This is a genomic window from Klebsiella sp. GG_Kp146 (genome assembly GCF_040061975.1).
Classification (GTDB): domain Bacteria; phylum Pseudomonadota; class Gammaproteobacteria; order Enterobacterales; family Enterobacteriaceae; genus Klebsiella; species Klebsiella quasipneumoniae.
The window spans coordinates 175,488-194,240 of the sequence record NZ_JBEAHA010000011.1 but is presented as its reverse complement, the minus strand read 5'-3'; the positions used below and the strand labels follow the sequence as shown (position 1 = coordinate 194,240).

Below are 18,753 nucleotides of genomic sequence, written 5' to 3'. Positions count from 1 at the left end.
GCTCTGTTGCTTCTGACATGGGCGCTATGCGCGCCGGTCCAGGCGCAGGCCATCAGCCGCGAGCAAATCGACGGCTGGCTGCAGCATCTCGGCGCCAGCGATAGATTCGACGCCAGCAAAGGCATTGACTGGGGCGTGATGCCCGGTCCGTTCTATACGCCGGAGCTGGGGCTGGGCATCGGCACTGCCGTCGTCGGTCTCTACCGTCCCGATCCGCAGGATACCACCAGCCAGAATTCCACGCTGACGCTCAGCGGCTACGCCAGCTCCACCGGCGCCTTCGGCCTTAGCGTGAAAAACTACGCTTTTTTTGACCACGACCGATGGAGAATTTTTGTTGATGGATCGATGGCCAACACCCCGACGTATTTCTGGGGACAAGGCTTTCATGCCGGCGATAAAGACAACGAAAAAGAGAAATATACCGCCCAGGTGCTGACCCTGCGCCCGACGGTCTACCGGCAGCTTATCGACAATGTTTATCTCGGCGCCGGATGGTCGCTGGCGGCGCAGAATGCCGATGAGATGGACCATAACGATTTGCCGAAAATTGAAAATACCCCGCAGGGGCCGTCGGTATTCAGCTCGGGCGCCAGCGTCGCGCTCAACTGGGACGATCGCGACTTCGTCCCCAATCCGCGCCGGGGTCAGTATGCCAACTTCCGTTACACCCACTATGCGCCCGGCTTAGGCAGCGATACCCGCTTTGACGAATTTCAGCTGCACTATAGCCATTATCATGCCCTCAGCGAGAAGAGCGTCCTCGCCTGGGAGGCCGATGGCGCTTTCACCCAGGGCGAAGTGCCGTGGAGCATGATGCCCCTGCTGGGCAGCGATGAGCGGATGCGCGGCTACTATCAGGGGCGTTATCGCGACAAAAACGTCGTTAGCAGCCAACTGGAATACCGCCGGCAGCTCACCTGGCGACACGGGATTGTGGCCTGGGCCGGGGCGGGAACCATGGGGCCATCCATGGATTCCCTGAATGACGGACGCTGGCTGCCTTCGGCGGGCGTCGGCTACCGCTTTGAATTCAAACCTCGCGTTAACGTTCGCCTCGACTACGGTATCGGCAAAGGCAGCAGCGGCTTTTACTTCCAGGTCGGCGAAGCGTTTTAAGCTTGTCGCCGGGCATTAAACCCGCTGCGGATTGCGGTATGCTAAGGCCACTCTAATATCGGCCCGGTCAGCACACCATGAAACAAGTTACCTTTGCCCCTCGTAACCACCAGCTCACCAATACCCGTACCTGGACCCCCGACAGTCAGTGGCTGGTGTTCGACGTCCGCCCGTCCGGTGCGTCGTTCACCGGCGAGACCATTGAGCGAGTGAACGTAACCAGCGGCGCGGTGGAGACCATTTATCGTGCCACGCAAGGCGCGCACGTGGGCGTGGTGACCGTGCATCCAACCCAGGAGCGCTACGTGTTCATTCACGGCCCCGAGCGGCCGGATGCGCAATGGCAGTATGACTTTCATCACCGCCGCGGAGTGGTGGCCTTTCAGGATACCGTCGAGAATCTGGACGCCATGGACATTACTGCCCCTTACACCCCCGGGGCGCTGCGCGGCGGCAGCCACGTCCATGTCTATAGCCCCAACGGCCAGCTGGTCAGTTTTACCTACAACGATCATGTGCTGCACGAGCGCGACCCGGCGCTGGATCTGCGCAACGTCGGCGTGGCCGCGCCGTATGGACCCGTGACGCCGCCGGGCCACCATCCGCGCGAATATGGCGGCAGCCACTGGTGCGTGCTGGTGAGCCGCACGACGCCGACTCCCGCGCCGGGCAGCGATGAGATTAATCGCGCCTATGAAGAGGGCTGGGTCGGGAACCATGCGCTGGCGTTTATTGGCGATACGCTGGCGGAAAACGGCGACAAAGTCCCGGAGCTGTTTATTGTCGAGCTGCCGCAGGATGAAGCCAGCTGGAAGCAGCCCGGCGGGGAGCCGCTGGCCGGTACCGCAACCACGATGCCCGCGCCGCCGGCGGGCGTCAGTCAGCGTCGTTTGACCTTCACCCACCATCGCCGTTATCCGGGGCTGGTGAATATTCCACGTCACTGGGTGCGCGCCAATCCACAGGCTACGACCATCGCCTTCCTGATGCGCGACGACGCCGGTGTGGTGCAGCTGTGGCTGATTTCCCCACAGGGGGGCGAGCCGCGGCAGTTGACGCATCACACGTCGGGTATCCAGTCAGCGTTTAACTGGCACCCGTCGGGAGAGTGGCTGGGCTTTGTACTGGAGGGGCGGATTGCCTGCTGTCATGCCGGCACAGGCGATATCACCTTTTTAACCGAGGCGCATGCTCATGCGCCCTCGGCGGACGCGATCGTCTTTTCGCCAGACGGTAAACAGATTGCCTGGATGGAGGAGGTGGACGGTTATCGCCAGCTGTGGGTCACGCAGACCGGGCGATAACTTACTGGGCAGGCATCGGCGCTGGCGGGATCACCGAGTTGGTCGCCAGCGTGGCCTTCTCGCTCTTTTCGACCCGAGATTTGATTGAGCTGTCGGTGCGGAACATATCCCACGGCAGCAGCAGGGTATCCATGACGGCGGTGAACGGCATGTCCAGCGCCACCAGCGATTTCACACCCCAGTTGGTATTGTTGTCCCCCAGCGTTTGCGCACTGGATCGCGTGCCCGGATAGGTTCCCTCTTTGCCACCGGTATGTGACATTACGCTGGAGCAACCGCTCAGGCTTATTATCCCGCTGAACAGGACCAGCTTTAACAGTCGTCTGCTTTTCATTGTTCTTCCATCGTCGTTTCGGGCGTTGAGATAACCTTTTAGCGGTTATATCGGGCCATCCCGTGAATGCATAGCGTTATTGCGCCGCACTGTGGCGGGCATCGCACTTTGCTTTTTGTGCTCCTCCCCCCCAGTCTAAGCAATCATCGGCAAACTGCAAAAAAAAACGCCCTCAATCCCTTGAAAAGCACGGGGAGAAACCCATTTTATAGGTGTAACCCACTGAGAATACGCCTGAGGGGTATTCCGGATTACCGCGGCCTGTCCACGATGGAAGGTCATTTTGATTCTCGCTGATTTTCAGGAGCTATTTATTATGCGTAACTTCGATCTCTCCCCGCTTTATCGTTCAGCCATTGGTTTCGACCGCCTGTTTAACCTGCTGGAAAACAATCAAAGCCAGAGCAATGGCGGCTACCCTCCGTATAACGTCGAGCTGGTAGACGAAAACCACTATCGCATCGCTATCGCGGTGGCTGGCTTTGCTGAAAGCGAGCTGGAGATCACCGCCCAGGACAATCTGCTGATCGTCAAAGGCGCCCACGCTGCCGAGCAGAAAGAGCGGACCTACCTGTATCAGGGGATCGCCGAGCGTAACTTCGAGCGTAAATTCCAGCTGGCGGAAAACATTCATGTCCGCGGCGCCAACCTGGTAAACGGTCTGCTGTATATCGATCTGGAACGGGTGATCCCGGAAGCGAACAAGCCGCGCCGTATCGAAATCAACTAATTGTCCCCTCAGGCCGCGTGGCGGCCTGAGGGGACAACCTGCTCGCCGTCAGGGAGCATATGCGAATTCGCGCAATTCGCAGATATTCACTCGCTTCACAGAAGGAGAAAACAGTATGCGTAACTACGATTTATCCCCCCTGCTGCGTCAATGGATCGGTTTTGACAAACTGGCCAGCGCCCTGCAAACCGCCGGTGAAAGCCAGAGCTTCCCGCCCTATAACATCGAAAAAAGCGACGATAACCACTACCGCATCACCCTTGCGCTGGCCGGTTTCCGTCAGGAAGATCTGGATATTCAGCTGGAAGGCACCCGCCTGGTGGTAAAAGGCACGCCGCAGCAGCCGGAAAAAGAGACCACCTGGCTGCACCAGGGGCTGGTGAGCCAGGCCTTCAGCCTGAGCTTCACCCTCGCCGACAACATGGAGGTCTCTGGCGCGACCTTCACCAACGGTCTGCTGCATATCGATCTGACCCGCCATGAGCCTGAGCAGATCGCCCCGCAGCGCATCGCCATCAGCGAACGACCGGCGTTAAATAGCTAATAAAGCAAACTATTGATAAAGCCCCGATTTTCGGGGCTTTTTTGTGCCGGTCTGTTTGCTGGTATTGTGCGCCAGGCTGCATACAACCCGTCTGGCAGCGGTCATAATCCCTGTTAATAGTAATGTTATTCACAGGGACGATACCATGAGTGAGATAGCATTGACGGTCAGCGTACTGGCGCTGGTGGCGGTGATTGGGCTGTGGATCGGCAATGTCAAAATCCGCGGCGTCGGCTTTGGTATTGGCGGCGTGTTGTTTGGCGGCATTATCGTCGGCCACTTTGTCGATCAGGCGGGAGTCGCCCTCAGCAGCCCGATGCTGCATTTTATTCAGGAATTCGGCTTGATCCTGTTTGTCTACACCATCGGTATCCAGGTGGGGCCGGGCTTTTTCGCCTCGCTGCGGGTCTCAGGCCTGCGGCTCAATCTTTTCGCTATCCTGATCGTGATTCTTGGCGGCCTGGTCACGGCGGTGCTGCATAAACTGTTCAATATTCCTCTCCCGGTGGTGCTTGGCATCTTCTCCGGCGCGGTGACCAACACGCCGGCGCTGGGGGCCGGGCAGCAAATCCTGCGCGATCTCGGGGTGCCGTTCGAGGTGGTCGATCAGATGGGGATGAGCTATGCGATGGCGTATCCGTTCGGCATCTGCGGCATTCTGCTGACCATGTGGCTGGTGCGCCTGTTCTTTCGCATCAATGTCGAGAAAGAGGCCCAGCAATTTGAGGAGAGCAGCGGCAACGGCCATGCCCATTTGCACACCATCAACGTGCGGGTGGAGAACCCCAACCTCAATCAGATGGCGATTCAGGATGTGCCGATGCTCAACAGCGACAATATCGTCTGTTCGCGACTGAAGCGCGGTGAGCTGCTAATGGTGCCTGCGCCGGGCACCCTTATCCAGGCCGGCGATCTGCTGCACCTGGTGGGGCGGCCGGAGGATCTGCACAATGCGCAACTGGTTATCGGCCAGGAGGTGGCCACCTCGCTGTCGACGCGCGGCACCGACCTGAAGGTTGAGCGGGTGGTGGTGACTAACGAGAAAGTGCTGGGGAAGAAAATACGCGATCTGCACGTCAAACAGCGCTATGACGTAGTGATCTCCCGGCTTAATCGCGCTGGCGTCGAGCTGGTGGCCAGCAGCAGCGCCAGCCTGCAGTTTGGCGATATTCTCAACCTGGTCGGCCGTCCGGAGGCGATTGACGCCGTGGCCGCCGAGCTAGGTAACGCCCAGCAGAAGCTGCAGCAGGTTCAGATGCTGCCGGTATTTATCGGCATCGGTCTCGGGGTACTGCTGGGATCTATCCCGTTGTTTATTCCCGGCTTCCCCGCCGCCCTGAAGCTCGGGCTGGCCGGGGGGCCGCTGATTATGGCGCTGATTCTCGGGCGCATCGGGAGCATCGGCAAGCTGTACTGGTTTATGCCGCCGAGCGCCAACCTGGCACTGCGCGAGCTGGGGATCGTGCTGTTTCTGGCGGTGGTTGGGCTGAAATCGGGGGGCGACTTTGTGGCGACCCTGACCCAGGGCGATGGCCTGAGCTGGATCGCTTACGGCATTTTCATCACCGCCATCCCGCTGCTGACGGTAGGCATTCTCGCGCGCATGCTGGCGAAAATGAACTATCTGACGCTGTGCGGCATGCTGGCCGGCTCGATGACCGACCCGCCGGCGCTGGCCTTCGCCAACAATCTGCACGCCACCAGCGGCGCGGCGGCGCTCTCTTACGCTACCGTCTATCCGCTGGTGATGTTCCTGCGGATTATCACCCCGCAGCTACTCGCCGTGCTGTTCTGGGGGCTGAGCTAGCGGGCTGTGCGCCTGGACGCGGCGCAGATGGTAGTCCACCTGATACTCGCTGGCGTTGCGGAACATGACCGAATAGTTAAGAAACTCGCCGCTGTCGCTGTAGGAAAGGGAGGTAATCCGCAGCAGCGGCGTCTGCTCCGGAACGTTCATTGAGCGCGCCAGCTGCCTGTCCGCCAGCACCGGCGTCAGGGTCTCATAGTTCCCGCTGATGATGATCCCGCACTCCTTCTCAATATAATCAAATTTCGATCCCTCCAGATGGCTCAGCGACAGGTTACGGAACAGCTTCACCGGCATATAGCTATCCTCCAGCATCAGCGGCTTGCCGTCGACGAAGCGCACCCGCCGCGAGAAGTAGATCCGTTCATCAATTTTAATTCGCAGCAGGCTGGCGATGGCCGGCGGGGCAGGCATCACTTCGAAGGCCAGCACCTGGCTTACCACCTCTTTACCCTGCTTGCGCAGCACTTCCGCCAGGCCGGTGAGATTGCTGGTTTCATGATGGACGTCTTTACGCGCCACGTAGGTCCCCGAGCCGTGGCGACGGACCACCAACCCCCAGTCCACCAGCAGGTCGATGGCTTTGCGGATGGTCATGCGCGCCACCCCGAACTCCTCGGCCAGTTTTTTCTCTCCCGGCAGCGGGCTGCCGATGGAGAAGTCGGCAGAATTCAGCCGCAGCCGCAGGCGGTCAGCAATGGATTTGTAGATCACCAGTAGTCCTCTTGTACAGGAAAGAGCGAGGTTATTTTCTTCACCTGTTATTAAAAAATGAGTTTTAAGACAGCAGGTTATTATCCATTCATTAGATCGATTTCATCCTTTGGCTTATCGATGTCTAACTTTTGTTAACGAAGTAGACAACTTTGGCCAAATTAAAACCATGAAAGCGATCACGAATCGCAACGGCGCGGCATGTTGTTGGACGGGCAAATTCCTATTCTCGAGTGAGGCCGGTAATCAAGAAAAAGAAGGCCATTCACCCTACGAGTTGTTACATGAGGATTTCCCAATGCTCAGTCAAATACAACGCTTTGGCGGCGCCATGTTTACCCCGGTTTTATTGTTTCCTTTCGCCGGGATCGTGGTCGGTATCGCCATTATGTTGCGCAACCCGATGTTCGTCGGCGAAGCGCTGACCGCACCCGACAGCCTGTTTGCACAGATCGTTCACATCATCGAAGAGGGCGGCTGGACCGTCTTTCGTAATATGCCGCTGATTTTCGCCGTCGGCTTGCCGATTGGCCTGGCGAAGCAGGCCCAGGGCCGGGCCTGTCTGGCGGTACTGGTGAGCTTTCTCACCTGGAACTACTTTATTAACGCCATGGGGATGACCTGGGGCCACTTCTTCGGCGTCGACTTTTCCGTTGAACCCACGGCCGGCAGCGGCCTGACGATGATTGCCGGGATTAAAACCCTCGACACCAGCATTATCGGGGCGATCGTCATCTCCGGCCTGGTGACGGCCCTGCATAATCGCTATTTCGATAAACCCCTGCCGGTATTCCTCGGCATCTTCCAGGGCTCATCGTTTGTGGTCATTGTCGCCTTCCTCGCGATGATCCCCTGCGCCTGGCTGACGCTGCTCGGCTGGCCAAAAGTCCAGCTGGGTATTGAATCGCTACAGGCCTTCCTGCGCTCTGCCGGCGCGCTCGGGGTGTGGGTCTACATCTTCCTTGAGCGCATTCTGATCCCCACCGGTCTGCATCACTTCGTCTATGGCCCGTTCATCTTTGGCCCGGCGGTAGTGGAGGGCGGACTGCAGGTCTACTGGGCAGAGCATCTGCAGGCGTTCAGCCAGAGTACGGAACCGCTGAAGACGCTGTTCCCGGAGGGCGGCTTTGCCCTGCACGGTAACTCGAAAGTGTTTGGTTCGGTGGGCATTGCGCTGGCGCTTTACTTCACCGCCGCGCCGGAAAATCGCGTCAAGGTCGCCGGCCTGCTGATCCCCGCCACGTTGACCGCGATGCTGGTCGGGATCACCGAGCCGCTGGAGTTCACCTTCCTGTTCATCTCGCCGCTGCTGTTCGCCGTCCACGCGGTGCTGGCGGCGTCCATGGCGACGGTGATGTACATCTGCGGGGTGGTGGGCAATTTCGGTGGCGGCCTGCTCGACCAGTTCTTGCCGCAAAACTGGATCCCGATGTTCCATCACCACGCCTCGATGATGTTCATTCAGATAGGTATTGGTCTCTGTTTCACCGCCCTCTACTTCGTGGTCTTCCGCACCCTGATCCTGCGTCTGAACCTGAAGACGCCGGGCCGGGAAGAGAGCGAAATCAAGCTCTACAGCAAGGCTGATTATCAGGCGTCGCGCGGTAAAACCACGGCGGCAGCCGCGCCAGAGACCCGGCTGGGCCAGGCCGCTGGCTTCCTGCAGGCCCTCGGCGGCGCCAGCAACATTGAAAGTATCAATAACTGCGCCACCCGACTGCGCATCGCGCTGGTCGATATGGCGAAAACGCAAAGTGACGACGTCTTTAAAGCGCTGGGCGCCCATGGGGTAGTACGCCGCGGCAACGGGATTCAGGTCATCGTCGGCCTGCACGTTCCCCAGGTGCGCGACCAGCTGGAAAACCTGATGAAAGATTCTCTTTCGACCGAACATACCACCATGACGGAGGCAGTATCATGAAAAAATTCTCAGTTGTTATCGCAGGCGGCGGCAGCACCTTCACCCCGGGCATTGTCCTGATGCTGCTGGCAAACCAGGATCGTTTTCCGCTGCGGTCGCTGAAATTTTACGACAACGACGGGGCGCGGCAGGAAACCATCGCCGAAGCGTGCAAAGTGATCCTCAAAGAGCAGGCGCCGGAGATTGAATTCAGCTATACCACCGATCCGCAGGCGGCGTTTACCGATGTTGATTTCGTCATGGCGCATATCCGCGTCGGGAAATATCCGATGCGTGAACAGGATGAGAAAATCCCGCTGCGCCATGGCGTGCTGGGCCAGGAGACCTGCGGACCGGGCGGGATCGCCTACGGTATGCGCTCTATCGGCGGCGTGCTGGAGCTGGTGGATTATATGGAAAAATATTCACCGAACGCCTGGATGCTTAACTACTCCAACCCGGCGGCGATTGTGGCGGAAGCCACCCGTCGTCTGCGGCCGAACGCCAAAATCCTCAACATCTGCGATATGCCGATCGGCATTGAAGGGCGGATGGCGCAGATTGTCGGCCTCAAAGACCGTAAACAGATGCGTGTGCGCTACTACGGCCTCAACCACTTCGGCTGGTGGACTTCGATTGAGGATCTCGACGGCAACGATTTGATGCCGAAACTGCGCGAATATGTGGCGAAATACGGCTATGTGCCGCCATCTAACGACCCGCACACCGAGGCAAGCTGGAACGACACCTTTGCCAAAGCGAAAGATGTGCAGGCGCTGGATCCGCAGACCATGCCGAATACCTACCTGAAATATTACCTGTTCCCGGACTACGTGGTGGCCCACTCCAACCCGGAACGCACCCGCGCCAATGAGGTGATGGATCATCGTGAGAAAAACGTCTTCAGCGCCTGCCAGGCGATTATTGCCGCCGGGAAATCCTCCGCAGGCGATCTGGAGATTGACGAGCACGCGTCGTATATCGTCGATCTGGCGACGGCCATCGCCTTTAACACGCAGGAAAGGATGCTGCTGATTGTGCCGAACAATGGCGCGATCCATAACTTTGACGCCGACGCGATGGTGGAAATTCCTTGCCTGGTGGGCCACAACGGGCCGGAGCCGCTGACGGTCGGCGACATCCCGCACTTCCAGAAAGGGATGATGAGCCAGCAGGTGGCGGTGGAAAAACTGGTGGTCGATGCCTGGGAACAACGCTCTTACCACAAGCTGTGGCAGGCGATTACCCTGTCGAAAACCGTGCCGAGCGCCTCGGTGGCGAAAGCGATCCTCGACGACCTGATTGCCGCCAATAAGGATTACTGGCCGGAGCTGCATTAATCCCCGCCGTTGACCGGCGCCCTGCGGGGCGCCGATGCTTCTCCCCGGTTCCTGATTTACGCTATGCTGAAGCCTGCTGCGCGATGAACAAGGAACCGTCATGAAAATCTCCCGCCTCGGCGAAGCGCCTGATTACCGCTTTTCGCTGGCTAACGAACGCACCTTTCTGGCGTGGATCCGCACGGCGCTCGGTTTTCTTGCCGCTGGCGTCGGTCTTGACCAGCTGGCGCCAGACTTTGCCACGCCGCTGATCCGTGAAATTCTCGCCCTGCTGCTATGCCTGTTTGCCGGCGGCATGGCCATCTATGGCTATCTGCGCTGGCTGAACAACGAGAAGGCGATGCGCCTGAAGCAGGATCTCCCCTATACCCGGACGCTGCTGGTGATTAGCATCCTGCTGCTGGCGGTGGTGGTCGCGGTGATGTTGCTGGTGCTGTATGGCGGATAAACGCCGGGCGCGGCGGGAAAGCGACCCGGGGCTACAGCCAGAGCGCACCTCCCTGGCCTGGTTTCGCACCCTGCTGGGCTATGGCGCGCTGATGGCGCTGGCGATTAAGCACAGCTGGCACCGCGCCGGACTGCCGTTCTGGCTGTCGATCGGCGTGCTGGCGATAGTGGCGGGGATCCTTTGGGGCTATACCCGCCGTCGTCATCTGATGGACGTCGACGACAGCGATTTTTTACAGCCGCGGGCGGTTCGTGACAAATTTTTGATCGCACTCGCAGTACTTTCTCTGGCATTCCTGTTTGCTGTTACTCACCTTCAACAGATCGTTTCATTCATTAGGGATATGTCATGACAGGATGTCCGGCGAATTTGCCTCTCACTCATGCCCCCGGCCAGCAACATGACACTCCCTTTCAGGCGGTAGTGGTCGAGGCGGAGCATTGCCGCCAGCCGCAGGCGTTCTATGCGCAGCTGCGTCAACAGGGGCTTACGGCTATCCATTTTATTCCGCAGCTGGCGGCTGGCGACGCCGCGCTGTGGGGAGAGTTTCTCTGCGCGGTCTTTCACCGCTGGGTGCGGGAAGATATTGGCCGTATCAATATTTTGCTGTTCAGCGAGACGCTGAGCGCCTGGTGCGGCGAGTTGATAACGCAGGCGGGCGCGCCGGCGGCCAACAGCGCCTGCTACGGCTGTCCGTGGCTACGCCTGTGCCGCTGCGGCGAACAGGAAGACCCACTGTGCGCGGGTTACCGGCAGTTCTACGATCTCAGCGGGCCCTATATGCGAGTGATGCGGGACCTGCGCCGACAGCAGCGGCCGCCAGAGGCGTTGATGCCGCTGCTGCGCTGAAGATTAGCGCCCCTTCGCCAGATACTGCGCCATCTCCTCTTCCGGCACCATTCCGCCGCCGGTGGCCCACACCAGGTGGGTCGCCTGCTGCAGCTGTTGCTCACTCAGCCCCTGCAGCTGATGGTACGCTTTGCTGGCGCAGACGCGCTGCGGTCCGGCCATCCCGGCCAGCGCGGAGGGCTCAAGGCGGATATTTTCCGCTGTCGCCAGCCAGCCCAACATGTCATACATCGTCTGGTCGTCAAGGGTATAGAACCCGTCGAGCAGGCGCTCCATTGCCCGGCCAACGAAGCCGGACGCCCGGCCGACCGCCAGACCGTCGGCGGCGGTCAGGTTATCAATGCCTAAATCCTGCACCGCTATCTGATCATGAAGCCCGGTGTAGACGCCGAGCAGCATGCAGGGAGAGTGGGTCGGTTCGGCGAACAGGCAGTGAACGTGGTCGCCAAAGGCCAGCTTGAGGCCAAACGCCACGCCGCCGGGGCCGCCGCCGACGCCGCACGGCAGGTAGACGAACAGCGGATGGTCGGCATCGACCACCCGTCCGGCTTTGGCGAACTGCGCCTTCAGGCGCTCGCCGGCCACGGCATAGCCGAGGAACAGCGTGCGCGAATTTTCATCGTCGATGAAAAAGCAGTTCGGGTCGGATTCCGCCGCCTTGCGTCCCTGTTCGACCGCCACGCCGTAGTCCTCTTCATACTCCACCACCGTCACGCCGTGGCTGCGCAGTTTGGCCTTTTTCCACGCCCGGGCGTCCGCGGACATATGCACGGTAACCTTAAAGCCGATGCGGGCGCTCATGATGCCTATCGACATCCCGAGGTTGCCGGTTGAGCCGACGGCGATGCTGTACTGGCGGAAGAACTGTTTAAACTCCGGCGTCAGCAATTTGCGATAATCATCTGCGGTAGTTAGCAGCCCGGCCTCGAGCGCCAGCTTTTCCGCATGGGTCAGCACTTCATAAATGCCGCCGCGCGCTTTGATCGAGCCGGAGATCGGCAGATGGCTGTCTTTTTTCAGCAGCAGTTCGCCGCCAATCGGCTGGCCGAATTTTTGCTCGAGGCGGTGCTTCATTGCCGGAATGGCGACCACTTCCGATTCGATGATCCCGCCGCTGACGGCCGTTTCCGGGAAGGCTTCCGCCAGATAGGGCGCGAAGCGCTGAAGGCGGGCATGGGCGTCCTGCACGTCGTTGGCGGTCAGGCCGACGTAAGGCAATCCCTCCGCCAGAGGGGTGGTGGCGGGGTTAAACCAGGTGGTTTCTTTCAGGGCGATCAGATCCTGCACAAGCGGGAAGGTCGCGGTCAAGGTAGTCAATTCAGTGTGTTTCATCATACGTCTCTTTGCGCTCAGATAATGAAAGAAAGCAGGAAGGTGGCGGCCAGTGCAAGTAGCGACGCGATAAAAGTCGCCGTCGTGTAGTACTTGAACGTTTCACTGAGGCTTGCGCCGCAGTACTGTTTGACCAGCCAGAAGAGGGAATCGGTGACGATCGTGCAGCCAATGGCGCCGGAACCGATAGCAATAGCGATGATCTCCGGGCTGACGCCGGGATAGAGCGGCAGCATCGGCGCGACGATGGCGGTGGCGCCCATCATCGCCACGGTGGCGGAGCCGACGGCGGCGTGCAGGATAAGCGCCACCAGCCAGGCCAGCAGAATCGGGTGCATATCGAGGTTCGACAGGATCACCGCCAGGCTATCGGCCAGGCCGCTGGATTTTAAGATCGCGTTGAACGCGCCGCCTGCGCCGATAATCAGTAGGATGTTGGCGATCGACCCAAAGCCATTTTCAGTATGGGTTAGCAGGACGCCCATCCCCATTTGCCGACGAATGCCGAGCATGTAATACGCGACAAAGACGGCGATAAACATCGCGGTGATGGGGTTGCCGATAAATTCCAGCACCGTATACAGCGTGCCGCCTTTCGCCATGTTCAGTTCGGCGACGGTTTTCACCAGCATCAGGCCAATCGGCAGCAGTACGGTAAACAGCGTGGCGCCGAGCGACGGCAGCGTCGACGCCTCGCGGACCTCAAGATTGGCAAATTCGGCCGGGACCGGTTTGTACGGCAGGCGGTTGCCTAACGCTCGGAGAAACAGCGGGCCGCCAACCAGCGAGGCGATCAGACCGACCAGCAGGCCATAGACAATCACTGTGCCAATATCGGCGCCCAGTTTGTTAGCGACAAACAGGGCCGCCGGATGCGGAGGGACCACGCAGTGCACCGCCATCAGCGCGGTACACAGCGGAATAGCCAGCTTCAGCAGCGAGGTGTTGGTTTTTTTGGCGATGGAGAAGGCCAGCGGGATCAGCAGGACCACGCCGACTTCGACAAACAGCGTGATGCCGCAGATCAGGCCGACCAGCACCATAATCACGTCCGCCGACAGCCAGCGGCAGCGCTGCAGCGTCAGGCCGATGCGCTCCGCCGCGCCGGAGACCTCCATCATCTTGCCGAGAATGGTGCCGAGGCCGATCACCGCTGCCAGGAAGCCCAGCGTGCCGCCGATCCCGCTCTCAATGGCGTTGACCATCTCCAGCGGGCCCATTCCCATCATCGCGCCAACGAAAAAGCTCGCCAGCAGCAGCGCCAGAAAAGGATGAAACTTCAGTTTGACGATCGTTAAGACGATTAACACGATGCTGATCAGCAGCGTGCTCACAACCCAGACTTGCGAACCCATATTCCACCTCGCCTGTGAATAATCTGGCCTTATTGAAGCGAGAAACCTCATGGGCTGACAAACGATATAAATGGGCTTTAAGGTGAGGAGAATTGAATCAAATGGGTGATTTGGCTCAAAAACAGGCCATTAAACATGCTGTGGGTCAAAATAATTCACCCTTTAGCGGCAAAACCGGCGTGATTTTTTTATCATCAACAGCCACTGTATTTGCCAGGAGCGCGTGATGGATGTGCTAAAAAACATAGGTACCCGGCTGCTGAACGGCTGGCAACTTTCCAGGCTGTCGACCTTTGAAGTAGCGGCGCGGCACGAGTCGTTTGCCCTGGCCGCCGACGAGCTGGCGCTCACGCCTGGCGCCGTCAGCCACCGGATTAATCAGCTGGAAGCGGAGCTGGGGATCCTGCTCTTTGTCCGCTCGCATCGCAAAGTTGAGCTGACGCGTGAAGGTAAGCGGGTCTACTGGGCGCTGAAGTCGTCGCTGGAAGGCCTCAATCAGGAGATCCTCGACATCAAAAACCAGGAGCTCTCTGGCAGTCTGACGGTCTACTCGCGGCCCTCTATCGCCCAGTGCTGGCTGGTGCCGGCTCTGGGAGACTTTACCCGCCGTTACCCGGCCATCTCCCTCACCGTGCTGACCGGCAACGAGAACGTTAACCTGCAGCGAACGGGCATCGATCTGGCGATCTATTTTGATGATGCGCCCTCGTCGCAGCTGAGCCACCATTTTCTGATGGATGAGGCGATCGTGCCGGTATGTACGCCGAATTACGCGCACCAGCGGCAGTTAATGTCAAATCCGGGCAATCTGCGCCACTGTACCTTGCTCCACGACCGCCAGGCATGGAGCAACGATTCCGGCACCGACGAGTGGTATAGCTGGGCGCAGCAGTTTGCGGTGGACCTGCCGCCATCGTCGGGCATTGGCTTCGATCGTTCCGATTTAGCGGCAATCGCGGCGATGAACCACCTCGGGGTGGCAATGGGGCGTAAGCGGCTGGTACAGAAGCGGCTGGAGAGCGGGGAGTTGATCGCCCCGTTTGGCGATATGACGTTGAAATGCCACCAGCACTACTATGTGACCACCCTGCCGGGTCGCCAGTGGCCGAAAATCGACGCCTTTATCGAGTGGCTGCATAGTCTGACCTGAAAATGAGCCGGGCTACCCCTCTGTTATGTTGGACAGGCCGGGTTAGGCGTCAGCCGCCACCCGGCAACATAACGGTACGGCGCCTGATAACCGCCCGGCGGCGCTGCGCTTGCGTGGGCCTACAGACGACAGAACGGTAGGCCGGGTAAGGCGTGAGACGCTACCCGGGAAGCGGCCGCCGCGCTTATACCGGCTGCTGATGATGGGTAAAGCGCGAGGCCAGCGGCAGCCAGCACAGCAGAATCAACAGGCCCATCAGCATCATCAGCAGCCCGAGACTGCTCTGACCGGTTTGCGGCATCATTGCTGACAGCCAGGCCAGCACGCCGGAACCGATATTCTGCAAGCCGCCAACCAGCGCCCCGGCGGTACCGGCGAGGAACGGGAATGGCTCCATCGCGCCGCTGGTGGCCAGCGGGAACAGCATGCCGGCGCCAAAGAAGAACAGCGCCGCCGGCACCAGCAGGGTCCAGACGGTCATAACGCCCAGCAGCCCCGGGATCCACATCATCAGACCCGCCAGCAGGCAGCAGATAACCGATTGCCACATCAGGGTCGGGAAACGCTTGTTCGGCCGGCCGGCAAACCAGGCGCCGAAGAAGGCGGCCGGGATCGGCAGAATAAACAGAATACTCACCGCCATGCTGCTCAGGCCGAGCACCGCGCCCATCAGTACGCCGGAACAGGCTTCGAATACCGCAATCCCCGCCAGGCCGCCGATCAGCATGAGCAGGTAACAGTTAAAGGCGCCGGTGCCGAACAGCGTTTTGTAGCTGGCCAGAAGTTTGGTGCGCGGCGCGCCCTCCGGGCGCGTTTCCGGCATCCATTTCGCCATGCTAAAGGTCACCCCCGCGCACAGCACCAGCAGGAAGGCGTAACAGGCGCGCCAGTTCCACAGGGTGTCGAGGATGCCGCCGAGCAGCGGGGCAATCAGCGGGCTGACCAGAATTCCCATATTTAACAGGCTATTGGCATGACGCAGTTGGGCGCCTTCGTACAGATCGCGGGGCAGGGTGCGCGCCATCACGCCGCCGACGCCGGTGCCCATCCCCTGCATGGCGCTGGCGGCGATCAGCACCGGCAGGCTATGGGTGGTAATGGCTACCAGCGTCGCCAGCATAAAAATCGACATCCCGACGAGGATCACCGGGCGGCGACCCACGCGGTCGGAGAGCGGGCCGTAAAACAGCTGTGAAATACCGTAGGTCAGCAGGTAGGCCGCCATTACGCTTTGTACCGCCCCTTCGCGGACGTTCAGCGTGACCGCCATGTCGGCGATGGCCGGAATATAGATGGTCTGCGCCATCTGGCCGACGGCCACCAGCAGTACCAGCATCAACAACAAATTGAAGTTTTTATGCCGTTTCATGTCGATGAATACTTTGTGAGTAAATAAAAATGAAGAATATGTGACTGGCACACACCGTAAACGATGGAGGAATCTACCATATAAAAATGACATAACAACTGCAAAGTGCCGATTGTTGAGGGAATTCCAGGCAGATTATGTAAACAGGAACGGCAACTAATGTTGCCATTTCAGGCTACGCGAGGCGCAGGAGGATCGCCCCGGCGGCAATCCCGCAGGCGGCGACGATGCGCAGCGGCATCAGTTGCTCTTTCAGGACGATAAACGCGATCAGCGCGCCGAACAAAATGGAGGTTTCACGCAGCGCGGCGACCACCGCCAGCGGCGCCTGAGTCATCGCCCACAGCGCCAGGCCGTAGGAGCCCATGGTGCCGATCCCGCCGAGGATACCTATTCGCCAGTGCAGGCGTAGATAGCGGCTGGCTTCAGCGCGGCGGGTCATCATTGCCCAGCTTAGCAGGCAGAAGCCGTTCATAAAAAAGGTCCACAGGGTGTAGCCCAGCGCGGAGCCCGCCAGCCGGACGCCGGTGCCATCCACCAGCGTATAGCCGGCGATAAAGCAGGCGTTGATCAGCGCCAGCACGATGCCTTTGCGGGAGCTGGCGCGGCCGTTAAAGGCCATCGCCAGAATGGCCAGGCAGATGACGCCGATGCCCAGCCAGGCCAGCGGCGACAAACGATCGCCGAGAAACAGCACGCTTATCGCCGCCACCAGCAACGGGGCAGTCCCCCGCATCAGCGGATAGGTCTGGCTCATATCCGACACCTGATAGGTCTTCGCCACCAGCACCGTATACACCACCTGTAACGCGCACGACGCCAGCAGATAGGGGGCGCTGGCCAGCGTGGGCTGCGGGGCAAAGGGCAGCATCACCAGGGCGAGCAGCGCGGCCGAGCCGCTGACGCCGATCGCCGCGTACATTTTATCGCCGCTGGCTTTGACAATAGCGTTCCAGCTGGCGTGCAGCAGGGCGGCGAACAGCAAAATGCAGAATACGGTGAGGGTCATCGCAGACAGGTTCAACAGTGAAGGTCACCGGACTGTAACACGCGCCCGCGCTGCCAGCCAGCGGGGCTACAGCGAACAAAACAGGCGATGCGTCACCCGCGGTTCATCGAACACCGGGCGAAAGCCAAGTCTTTCATAAAAGGGCCAGGCCTGCGCCGGAGCGTGGGTGTTGAGAAAATCGAACCAGGCGCTGGAGTGGGTGATAACCGAGACCAGCAGCTGCTGGCCGATCCCCCGGCGGCGGTAGCGCTCGCTGATGTAGAGGTGGCGAATACGCCCGGCCCGCGGCTGGGGGCTGAAGGGATCGCTATTGATGCCGCATACCCCAACCAGCTGGTGATTCACGAAGGCGCCCAGCAGCGTTTCGCCCGGCGCGGTAAAGCGGTTTTTGCCGCTCTGCCAGTTTTCCGCCAGGCGGCGCAGCATATTGAAATGCTGTTCAAGGCTTTCGGTGCGCAGCGCCGCGAACCCCGGGGCATCCGGCGTCGTGGCGGCAATTAACAGGGGTGGCATAGCTTCCTCCATCAAGTCATCCCGGGACGCCCGGCGGGCGCCTGCAGGGGGGCGGTTTCCCGCCCCCCTCAGGTGCGACTTGAACCTGAATCAGCGGAACTGTTTCAGGACTGCATCAAGTAGTTGCAACACAGCAACCATGAGTTTCAGGATTAAAATAATAATATCCATTCCGCCCATACGCGCGTCTCCTGTGGTTAAGGAGCACAATAAGCTGACGTACCTTTCCGCTGCCCGTTGTCAGCTTATCCCTGCCTGTCGCCGGCGGCGTCGCCCTGGCCTGTGGTGGCTCCTTCCGTGGACGGCTTCCCGGCCCGCCGCCTGCAACGACAGGGGTGCGCAGCGCTGAACCACGCGTTGCCGCGCGGGCCAGTAACTGCACGTTGTTGACGTAACACAGTGTGCTCTCTCGGGGTTAAGGCACTGACGGCACCACCCGTTTCAGCCAGGACTTCGTTGCGCCGGTCAAACTTGCGGCCCCCGAATGGCACACCGTGAACACACCCAGTATAGATAAATACTGTATGGATGAACAGTGTTTTTTGGACAAATCCGCCGCGCTATCCCATACTCTATGACAGAGAAAAACCGACCTTAAATTGCGCGAACTGCAGCGATCGCGTATACTTTTGGCGTTGACGTAATACAGTGTGCTTGCGGCTACCACCTGTAACCATGCTGATAAAAACCTCGCTCCGGCGGGGTTTTTTGTTTTCTGCCCTTTTGCGCCGAACTGTGATCTTTCGCGCAAATTTTCGTGGATGAAAATAAATCCATTGTGAAAACGTAAAACCTGTGTTTGTATAAATTCAGCTTATTTTTCGACACAACAGGTCCCTAATGAACGCAACCCTGATCGCTTCGACCCTACTAAAAACCGCGCCTGCCGCGGTGGTCGTCGTGTCTGTGGTGGTCGTCGTCGGCAATGCGCCGTAG

The 18,753-nt window shown here is 59.5% G+C and carries 22 protein-coding genes and 1 other annotated feature; of the genes, 13 read left to right on the top strand and 9 right to left on the bottom strand.

Annotated features, from left to right (window positions below; translation table 11 throughout):
* Nucleotides 1–3 precede the first annotated feature (3 nt).
* Both ABLU95_RS13065 and ABLU95_RS13060 read left to right on the top strand, forming a co-directional pair.
* Nucleotides 4–1,119: a BamA/TamA family outer membrane protein gene (locus ABLU95_RS13065; RefSeq protein ID WP_172740310.1), complete on the top strand. Its 1,116-nt coding sequence runs from the start codon at nucleotides 4–6 to the stop codon at nucleotides 1,117–1,119.
* Nucleotides 1,120–1,196: 77 nt separating this feature from the next.
* Nucleotides 1,197–2,423, top strand: coding sequence for a DUF3748 domain-containing protein (locus ABLU95_RS13060; RefSeq protein ID WP_348879711.1), 1,227 nt, complete (start codon nucleotides 1,197–1,199; stop codon nucleotides 2,421–2,423).
* Between the two features lies 1 nt (nucleotide 2,424).
* On the opposite strand, the gene ABLU95_RS13055 is transcribed toward ABLU95_RS13060, so the two are convergent.
* The gene (locus ABLU95_RS13055; RefSeq protein WP_023291451.1) at nucleotides 2,425–2,757 is read right to left on the bottom strand and encodes a YceK/YidQ family lipoprotein; all 333 of its coding nucleotides are present in this window, start codon (nucleotides 2,755–2,757) and stop codon (nucleotides 2,425–2,427) included.
* 246 nt (nucleotides 2,758–3,003) lie between these two features.
* Nucleotides 3,004–3,080: a sequence feature (ROSE (Repression Of Heat Shock gene Expression) occurs in the 5'-region of heat shock genes and acts as an RNA thermometer to modulate expression.), on the top strand.
* Here ABLU95_RS13055 and ibpA point away from each other — a divergent pair.
* From ibpA to ABLU95_RS13040, 3 genes are all read left to right on the top strand, one after another.
* Nucleotides 3,074–3,487, top strand: a complete 414-nt coding sequence (gene ibpA, locus ABLU95_RS13050; RefSeq protein ID WP_004151523.1) for a small heat shock chaperone IbpA — start codon at nucleotides 3,074–3,076, stop codon at nucleotides 3,485–3,487. It overlaps the preceding feature by 7 nt.
* 115 nt (nucleotides 3,488–3,602) lie before the next feature.
* Entirely contained in the window at nucleotides 3,603–4,031 is a 429-nt protein-coding gene (ibpB, locus tag ABLU95_RS13045; protein ID WP_023291450.1) for a small heat shock chaperone IbpB, read from the top strand.
* Between the two features lie 145 nt (nucleotides 4,032–4,176).
* A complete protein-coding gene (locus ABLU95_RS13040) occupies nucleotides 4,177–5,838 on the top strand; it encodes a putative transporter (RefSeq protein WP_032454425.1) in 1,662 nt (553 codons plus the stop codon).
* On the opposite strand, the gene ABLU95_RS13035 is transcribed toward ABLU95_RS13040, so the two are convergent.
* Nucleotides 5,806–6,552, bottom strand: a complete 747-nt coding sequence (locus ABLU95_RS13035) for a GntR family transcriptional regulator (RefSeq protein WP_032454424.1) — start codon at nucleotides 6,550–6,552, stop codon at nucleotides 5,806–5,808. The two genes, ABLU95_RS13040 and ABLU95_RS13035, sit on opposite strands and share 33 nt — an antisense overlap.
* Nucleotides 6,553–6,850: 298 nt before the next feature.
* Between ABLU95_RS13035 and ABLU95_RS13030 the strand changes: the two genes are divergently transcribed.
* From ABLU95_RS13030 to ABLU95_RS13010, 5 genes are all read left to right on the top strand, one after another.
* Entirely contained in the window at nucleotides 6,851–8,473 is a 1,623-nt protein-coding gene (locus tag ABLU95_RS13030; RefSeq protein WP_087849151.1) for an alpha-glucoside-specific PTS transporter subunit IIBC, read from the top strand.
* Entirely contained in the window at nucleotides 8,470–9,792 is a 1,323-nt protein-coding gene (locus ABLU95_RS13025; protein ID WP_218810491.1) for a 6-phospho-alpha-glucosidase, read from the top strand. The genes ABLU95_RS13030 and ABLU95_RS13025 overlap by 4 nt, the downstream gene beginning before the upstream one ends.
* A gap of 100 nt (nucleotides 9,793–9,892) precedes the next feature.
* A complete protein-coding gene (locus ABLU95_RS13020; protein WP_004202264.1) occupies nucleotides 9,893–10,240 on the top strand; it encodes a DUF202 domain-containing protein in 348 nt (115 codons plus the stop codon).
* Entirely contained in the window at nucleotides 10,230–10,592 is a 363-nt protein-coding gene (locus ABLU95_RS13015; protein ID WP_023291446.1) for a DUF202 domain-containing protein, read from the top strand. Before ABLU95_RS13020 ends, ABLU95_RS13015 begins: the two co-directional genes overlap by 11 nt.
* Nucleotides 10,589–11,089 carry a hypothetical protein gene (locus ABLU95_RS13010; protein WP_023291445.1) on the top strand — a complete coding sequence of 167 codons (501 nt, stop codon included), beginning with the start codon at nucleotides 10,589–10,591 and terminating at the stop codon, nucleotides 11,087–11,089. The genes ABLU95_RS13015 and ABLU95_RS13010 overlap by 4 nt, the downstream gene beginning before the upstream one ends.
* A gap of 3 nt (nucleotides 11,090–11,092) precedes the next feature.
* On the opposite strand, the gene dsdA is transcribed toward ABLU95_RS13010, so the two are convergent.
* Together dsdA and dsdX are read right to left on the bottom strand one after the other, a co-directional pair.
* Complete coding sequence (gene dsdA / locus ABLU95_RS13005) at nucleotides 11,093–12,421, bottom strand: D-serine ammonia-lyase (RefSeq protein WP_218810974.1); 1,329 nt, start codon at nucleotides 12,419–12,421, stop codon at nucleotides 11,093–11,095.
* A gap of 17 nt (nucleotides 12,422–12,438) precedes the next feature.
* Nucleotides 12,439–13,776: a D-serine transporter DsdX gene (gene dsdX, locus ABLU95_RS13000; protein WP_048335644.1), complete on the bottom strand. Its 1,338-nt coding sequence runs from the start codon at nucleotides 13,774–13,776 to the stop codon at nucleotides 12,439–12,441.
* A 101-nt stretch (nucleotides 13,777–13,877) separates the two neighbouring features.
* On the opposite strand from dsdX, the gene ABLU95_RS12995 reads away from it, so the two are divergent.
* Together ABLU95_RS12995 and dsdC are read left to right on the top strand one after the other, a co-directional pair.
* A complete protein-coding gene (locus ABLU95_RS12995; protein WP_227524078.1) occupies nucleotides 13,878–14,003 on the top strand; it encodes a hypothetical protein in 126 nt (41 codons plus the stop codon).
* Entirely contained in the window at nucleotides 14,003–14,926 is a 924-nt protein-coding gene (gene dsdC, locus ABLU95_RS12990) for a DNA-binding transcriptional regulator DsdC (RefSeq protein ID WP_101978317.1), read from the top strand. The genes ABLU95_RS12995 and dsdC overlap by 1 nt, the downstream gene beginning before the upstream one ends.
* Nucleotides 14,927–15,110: 184 nt before the next feature.
* Here the strand turns inward: dsdC and emrD are convergent, their stop codons facing one another.
* From emrD to ABLU95_RS12965, 5 genes are all read right to left on the bottom strand, one after another.
* A complete protein-coding gene (gene emrD, locus ABLU95_RS12985; protein ID WP_065883516.1) occupies nucleotides 15,111–16,295 on the bottom strand; it encodes a multidrug efflux MFS transporter EmrD in 1,185 nt (394 codons plus the stop codon).
* Between the two features lie 175 nt (nucleotides 16,296–16,470).
* Nucleotides 16,471–17,304: a DMT family transporter gene (locus ABLU95_RS12980; RefSeq protein WP_048298594.1), complete on the bottom strand. Its 834-nt coding sequence runs from the start codon at nucleotides 17,302–17,304 to the stop codon at nucleotides 16,471–16,473.
* 66 nt (nucleotides 17,305–17,370) lie between these two features.
* Nucleotides 17,371–17,817 carry a GNAT family N-acetyltransferase gene (locus ABLU95_RS12975; RefSeq protein ID WP_086076003.1) on the bottom strand — a complete coding sequence of 149 codons (447 nt, stop codon included), beginning with the start codon at nucleotides 17,815–17,817 and terminating at the stop codon, nucleotides 17,371–17,373.
* Between the two features lie 90 nt (nucleotides 17,818–17,907).
* Complete coding sequence (gene tisB, locus ABLU95_RS12970) at nucleotides 17,908–18,027, bottom strand: type I toxin-antitoxin system toxin TisB (protein WP_004145059.1); 120 nt, start codon at nucleotides 18,025–18,027, stop codon at nucleotides 17,908–17,910.
* A 450-nt stretch (nucleotides 18,028–18,477) separates the two neighbouring features.
* Nucleotides 18,478–18,645: a hypothetical protein gene (locus ABLU95_RS12965; protein WP_014343455.1), complete on the bottom strand. Its 168-nt coding sequence runs from the start codon at nucleotides 18,643–18,645 to the stop codon at nucleotides 18,478–18,480.
* Between the two features lie 12 nt (nucleotides 18,646–18,657).
* Between ABLU95_RS12965 and ivbL the strand changes: the two genes are divergently transcribed.
* Complete coding sequence (gene ivbL, locus ABLU95_RS12960; protein ID WP_002923286.1) at nucleotides 18,658–18,753, top strand: ilvB operon leader peptide IvbL; 96 nt, start codon at nucleotides 18,658–18,660, stop codon at nucleotides 18,751–18,753.

Bases quoted from the DNA above. Each gene is read 5' to 3' on its own strand.
- ABLU95_RS13060 (WP_348879711.1), top strand. From the start codon at position 1,197: ATGAAACAAGTTACCTTTGCCCCTCGTAACCACCAGCTCACCAATACC.
- ABLU95_RS13055 (WP_023291451.1), bottom strand. From the start codon at position 2,757: ATGAAAAGCAGACGACTGTTAAAGCTGGTCCTGTTCAGCGGGATAATA.
- ibpA (WP_004151523.1), top strand. From the start codon at position 3,074: ATGCGTAACTTCGATCTCTCCCCGCTTTATCGTTCAGCCATTGGTTTC.
- ibpB (WP_023291450.1), top strand. From the start codon at position 3,603: ATGCGTAACTACGATTTATCCCCCCTGCTGCGTCAATGGATCGGTTTT.
- ABLU95_RS13040 (WP_032454425.1), top strand. From the start codon at position 4,177: ATGAGTGAGATAGCATTGACGGTCAGCGTACTGGCGCTGGTGGCGGTG.
- ABLU95_RS13030 (WP_087849151.1), top strand. From the start codon at position 6,851: ATGCTCAGTCAAATACAACGCTTTGGCGGCGCCATGTTTACCCCGGTT.
- ABLU95_RS13025 (WP_218810491.1), top strand. From the start codon at position 8,470: ATGAAAAAATTCTCAGTTGTTATCGCAGGCGGCGGCAGCACCTTCACC.
- ABLU95_RS13020 (WP_004202264.1), top strand. From the start codon at position 9,893: ATGAAAATCTCCCGCCTCGGCGAAGCGCCTGATTACCGCTTTTCGCTG.
- ABLU95_RS13015 (WP_023291446.1), top strand. From the start codon at position 10,230: ATGGCGGATAAACGCCGGGCGCGGCGGGAAAGCGACCCGGGGCTACAG.
- ABLU95_RS13010 (WP_023291445.1), top strand. From the start codon at position 10,589: ATGACAGGATGTCCGGCGAATTTGCCTCTCACTCATGCCCCCGGCCAG.
- dsdA (WP_218810974.1), bottom strand. From the start codon at position 12,421: ATGAAACACACTGAATTGACTACCTTGACCGCGACCTTCCCGCTTGTG.
- dsdX (WP_048335644.1), bottom strand. From the start codon at position 13,776: ATGGGTTCGCAAGTCTGGGTTGTGAGCACGCTGCTGATCAGCATCGTG.
- ABLU95_RS12995 (WP_227524078.1), top strand. From the start codon at position 13,878: ATGGGTGATTTGGCTCAAAAACAGGCCATTAAACATGCTGTGGGTCAA.
- dsdC (WP_101978317.1), top strand. From the start codon at position 14,003: ATGGATGTGCTAAAAAACATAGGTACCCGGCTGCTGAACGGCTGGCAA.
- emrD (WP_065883516.1), bottom strand. From the start codon at position 16,295: ATGAAACGGCATAAAAACTTCAATTTGTTGTTGATGCTGGTACTGCTG.
- ABLU95_RS12980 (WP_048298594.1), bottom strand. From the start codon at position 17,304: ATGACCCTCACCGTATTCTGCATTTTGCTGTTCGCCGCCCTGCTGCAC.
- ABLU95_RS12975 (WP_086076003.1), bottom strand. From the start codon at position 17,817: ATGCCACCCCTGTTAATTGCCGCCACGACGCCGGATGCCCCGGGGTTC.
- ivbL (WP_002923286.1), top strand. From the start codon at position 18,658: ATGAACGCAACCCTGATCGCTTCGACCCTACTAAAAACCGCGCCTGCC.